Source organism: Pseudomonas sp. P5_B2, assembly GCF_056400445.1.
On record NZ_JBFULH010000372.1, the window covers coordinates 1 to 4,084 of the forward strand.

4 protein-coding genes and 2 pseudogenes are annotated in these 4,084 nt (G+C 58.0%); 3 read left to right on the forward strand and 3 right to left on the reverse strand.

Annotation, left to right across the window (positions count from 1 at the left end; genetic code table 11):
• Positions 1-31 precede the first annotated feature (31 nt).
• The 3 genes and pseudogenes from AC1DRJ_RS20615 to AC1DRJ_RS20625 all read right to left on the reverse strand — a co-directional run bounded on the left by AC1DRJ_RS20615 (position 32) and on the right by AC1DRJ_RS20625 (position 2,336).
• The gene (locus tag AC1DRJ_RS20615) at positions 32-589 is read right to left on the reverse strand and encodes a peptidylprolyl isomerase (RefSeq protein WP_477803768.1); all 558 of its coding nucleotides are present in this window, start codon (positions 587-589) and stop codon (positions 32-34) included.
• A 3-nt stretch (positions 590-592) separates the two neighbouring features.
• Positions 593-1,398, reverse strand: a pseudogene (locus tag AC1DRJ_RS20620) (alpha/beta fold hydrolase).
• Positions 1,399-1,412: 14 nt separating this feature from the next.
• Positions 1,413-2,336 (reverse strand): PA3225 family LysR-type transcriptional regulator, encoded by a 924-nt coding sequence (locus AC1DRJ_RS20625; RefSeq protein ID WP_477803769.1) that lies wholly within the window; start codon positions 2,334-2,336, stop codon positions 1,413-1,415.
• Between the two features lie 49 nt (positions 2,337-2,385).
• Here AC1DRJ_RS20625 and AC1DRJ_RS20630 point away from each other — a divergent pair, with 49 nt between their 5' ends.
• The 3 genes and pseudogenes from AC1DRJ_RS20630 to AC1DRJ_RS20640 form a co-directional block, all read left to right on the forward strand.
• On the forward strand, positions 2,386-2,754 hold the full coding sequence (locus AC1DRJ_RS20630; RefSeq protein WP_477803770.1) for a 3-phosphoglycerate kinase: 369 nt from the start codon (positions 2,386-2,388) through the stop codon (positions 2,752-2,754).
• Positions 2,755-2,863: 109 nt separating this feature from the next.
• Entirely contained in the window at positions 2,864-3,463 is a 600-nt protein-coding gene (locus AC1DRJ_RS20635) for an FMN-dependent NADH-azoreductase (protein WP_477803771.1), read from the forward strand.
• A 417-nt stretch (positions 3,464-3,880) separates the two neighbouring features.
• Positions 3,881-4,084 (forward strand): annotated as a pseudogene (locus AC1DRJ_RS20640) (hypothetical protein); the annotation flags it as partial.

The following is a 4,084-nucleotide window of genomic DNA, read 5'->3' on the forward strand; positions in this document are numbered from 1 at the left end:
CCCGGCAGCCGCTCAAGACTTCCTGTGAAGCTTAGTCGATGACTTTGGCCGACTTGATGTACACAGGATCGGCGGGCACGTCTTTCATACCGCCGCGCATGGTGGTTGGCGAGTTGACGATGACGTCTACCACGTCCATGCCCTTCACGACTTTGCCGAACACGGCGTAACCATCACCTTGGTCGAGGAAATCGTTGTCCTTGACGTTGATGAAGAACTGGCTGGTGGCCGAATCAGGTGCCGACGTACGTGCCATGGACAAGGTGCCACGAACGTTGACCAGGCCGTTCTTGTGTTCGTTTTTGATCGCGTCCTTGGTTACTTTTTGTTCCATTTGTTGGGTGAAGCCGCCGCCCTGGACCATGAAGCCCGGGATCACACGGTGAAAAATCGTGTTGTTGTAGAAGCCGCTATTGACGTAATCAAGGAAGTTCTTGGTACTGATCGGCGCCTTGACCGGGTCCAGTTCGATTTCAATCTGGCCGTTGGTGGTGTCCAGCAACACGTGCGGCGCCTTGGCGGGTGTTGCGGCCATCAGGTTGGCAGCAAACAGTACGGAGCCGGCGACGAGGGCGATTTTTTTCAGCATGGGTCAGTGATCCTGAGTGAGGTAGTGTCGACTGCGGTGAGAAACTCGAGCAGTGTTTGGTTGAAGCGTTCGGGTTGGTCCAGCGGGGTGGCGTGACGCGAATCGGCGATCACCACCAGCCGTGCATCGGGCAGCAGTTTTACATAGGATTCTTTCAGTGCGACCGGTGTGTAGTCACGGTCGGCGCTGACGATCAGGGTTGGACAGGACACCTTCGAAAGTCGTTCCTGAACCCCCCAGCCAACGATGGCATCGAAGCTGGCGAGATAAGCATGTTTGTCGTTTTTTGCCCAGCGTTCGGCCATCTTTTGACGCAGATCTGCCTGTTCCGGTTTCGGGAACAACTTGCCGCCGAGGGCCTTGCCAATGGTGCCCAAGCTGAGGGCGCGCATCAGGCTCCAGCGTTTAAGCCACTGCCAGTAATCGTCGCGAGTGCGCAATTTGACCTGTGGCGCGCTGTTGACGATGGTCAGGCTTTTCAACAATTGCGGTTGATCCACAGCCAGTTGAAAGCCGATCATGCCGCCCATCGAAAGCCCCACGTAGTGCACCGGGCCGAGGTTCAGGTGCTCGATCAGTGCGACTACGTCGGCGCTGAAGGCGGCGATGCTGTAGCGCTCACGAGGTTTGTCGGAACGACCGTGACCACGCACATCCGGGACGATCACCCGGTAGTGCGCAGACAGTGCCGGGATCTGCATTTCCCAGTCCAGCGTGCTGGATCCTAAACCGTGGACCAGTAGCAACGGCGTGCCATGGCCGTATTCCTCGTAGTGCAGGTTGCAGCCTTCGTGTTCGAAATAGGCCATGCATTCACTCCTTGTCAGGCTTGTTCAGGGGCGGCGAAAGGTGCGTCCAATGGTGCGGTATCGAAGGTGCGCAGCAGTTCAATGAGAATCTGCGTCGCAGGTCCCAAGGGTTTGTCCTTGTTTGAATACAGGTAAAAACTCGGGTTACGACTGCCGCCCTGATCCAACGGTAGCAGCTTGAGCGTACCTTCTTTGAGTTCCCGTTCAATCATGTGCCTGGGCAACCAGGCGAACCCCAGGCCGCTGCTGACAAATGTCGCGGCGGTGGCCAGGCTGCCGACAGTCCAGCGCTGTTCGGCACCGAGCCAGCCGACATCGCGCGGCTGCTGCCGCCCGGAGTCGCGGATCACCACTTGCATGTGGCTTTCCAGGTCCTGGAAATTCAGTTCGCGGTTGAGACGGTGCAGCGCATGTTCGGGGTGGGCGACCGCGACGAATTCGACATCGCTCAATTCCGCCCCCAGGTAACCTGGAATGCTGAACCCGGTGATCGCCAGGTCAGCCACGCCTTCGAGCAGAACTTCTTCTACCCCAGACAGCACTTCTTCGCGCAGACGAACCCGGCAGCCGCGGCTTTGCGGCATGAACGCGGTCAAGGCGCGGACGAGGCGGGCGCTCGGGTATGCAGCATCGACCACCAGCCGCACTTCGGCTTCCCAGCCTTGTTCCATGTGATGGGCCAGGTCCTCCAGCTGACTCGCCTGTTTCACCAGTTGCCGCGAACGACGCAGCAACACGCCCCCGGCTTCGGTCAACACGGCTTTGCGCCCGTCGATGCGCAACAGCGGCACCCCGAGTTGATCCTGCATGCGTGCCACGGTGTAGCTCACCGACGATTGCGAACGGTGCAGCGCTTCGGCGGCCTGGGCGAAACCACCGTGGTCGACCACGGCCTGCAACGTTCGCCATTGATCAAGGGTCACGCGGGGCGCTTTCATGAATGGCTCCTCTTGTCCTAAGCTGGCAGCCCTTTATGGAGACTGCTGAATGAAAAAGCTTTGTTGTGTGCTGTTGGCGATGCTGCCTTTGACGGCGTTTGCGTATCCGATTGATGTGCAGAAAAACCTCAATGGCTTGAAGATCGACTACACCACATACGATACGGATAACGACATGGGTTCGATCCGGGTGGCTAACTACGGCGACGTTGATGCGAGCTGCAAAGCGGTTTTCAGCAACGGCCCGGAAGCACCGCGTACTCGCAAGATCGATGTGCCGGCGGGAAAACACAAAAACGCCACCGCCAAGTTCACCCGCGGCATTATCAAGCTGCGTATCGAGCTGACCTGCACGCCAAAATKAATTCAATCTCGTGTGGGAGCAGGTTCACTCCCACCGGGTATGCTCAGCTTATAAACGAATTAATTGATGGGTTATAGCAGTTATTTGCGCTTTTTCATCGATATGACTCTGTTTAACCTTCACTCCATCGCCTTACAGCATTCTCAGATGGAGCCTACATCCCATGTCACGCGTTCTGATCATCGAAAGCAGCGCCCGTCAGCAAGACTCGGTTTCCCGTCAACTGACCCAGACCTTCATCAGCCAGTGGCAAACGGCTCATCCGGCCGACCAGATCACCGTGCGTGACTTGGCCGTCAAGCCGGTGCCACACCTGGACATCAACCTGCTGGGCGGCTGGATGAAACCTGCCGAGCAACGCAGCGACCTCGAACAGGCTTCGCTGGAACGCTCCAACCAGTTGACCGATGAGTTGCTGGCCGCCGACGTGCTGGTCATGGCCGCGCCGATGTACAACTTCGCCATCCCCAGCACACTTAAAGCTTGGCTCGACCATGTGCTGCGTGCGGGCGTAACCTTCAAATACACCGACACCGGTCCGCAAGGTCTGCTCAGCGGCAAGCGAGCCTACGTGCTGACCGCTCGCGGCGGTATCTACGCCGGCAGCACAGCGGATCACCAGGAACCGTACCTGCGTCAGGTCATGGCGTTCATCGGTATCCACGACGTGACCTTCATCCACGCCGAAGGCATGAACCTGGGCGGCGACTTCCACGAGAAGGGCCTGAACCAGGCCAACGCCAAGCTTTCCCAAGTGGCATGAGGCTTTAATCGCCAGATAATCCCTTGATGTTCAAGTGACTTGGCGCAACCCCTTCAAGCTTTACGCGCATCGAACCTCCCTTTGCACTTATTGCTCCTGAGTGCTCTTGCCCGATTGAACGCTTAGCGAGATCGGGTTTTTTTTGCCCACGATTTCATCAACACCCCCAACGCCCCCAACTCCCTATGGGAGCTTGTGGCGAGGGGCTTGCCCCCGTTCGGCTGCGTAGCAGTCGTAAAACATTACACGCGGTGTTCCTGAGAGACTGCGATTGCGGGATTTGGGGACGCTTCGCAACCCAACGGGGGCAAGCCCCCTCGCCACAGGCTCGCTCCCACAATGGTTTTGTGTGTTGGCCGGTGTTCGCGATAAACGGCAAAACCCGCTATCGTCGCCGCCATTCAAAACGAGGCGAGCATGGGCTATCTACTTTTTGTCACGCTGATCCAGGCGTTTTCCTTCAGTTTGATCGGCGAATACCTGGCCGGTCATGTCGACAGTTACTTTGCGGTACTGGTACGCGTGGTGCTCGCGGGGCTGGTGTTCATTCCGCTGACGCGCTGGCGTTCAGTGGAGCCTGCGTTCATGCGCGGCATGCTGCTGATCGGCGCGTTGCAGTTC

What these genes read in the sequence shown, in the direction of transcription:
- AC1DRJ_RS20635 (WP_477803771.1), top strand. Translation starts at nt 2,864, where the DNA reads ATGTCACGCGTTCTGATCATCGAAAGCAGCGCCCGTCAGCAAGACTCG.
- AC1DRJ_RS20615 (WP_477803768.1), bottom strand. Translation starts at nt 589, where the DNA reads ATGCTGAAAAAAATCGCCCTCGTCGCCGGCTCCGTACTGTTTGCTGCC.
- AC1DRJ_RS20625 (WP_477803769.1), bottom strand. Translation starts at nt 2,336, where the DNA reads ATGAAAGCGCCCCGCGTGACCCTTGATCAATGGCGAACGTTGCAGGCC.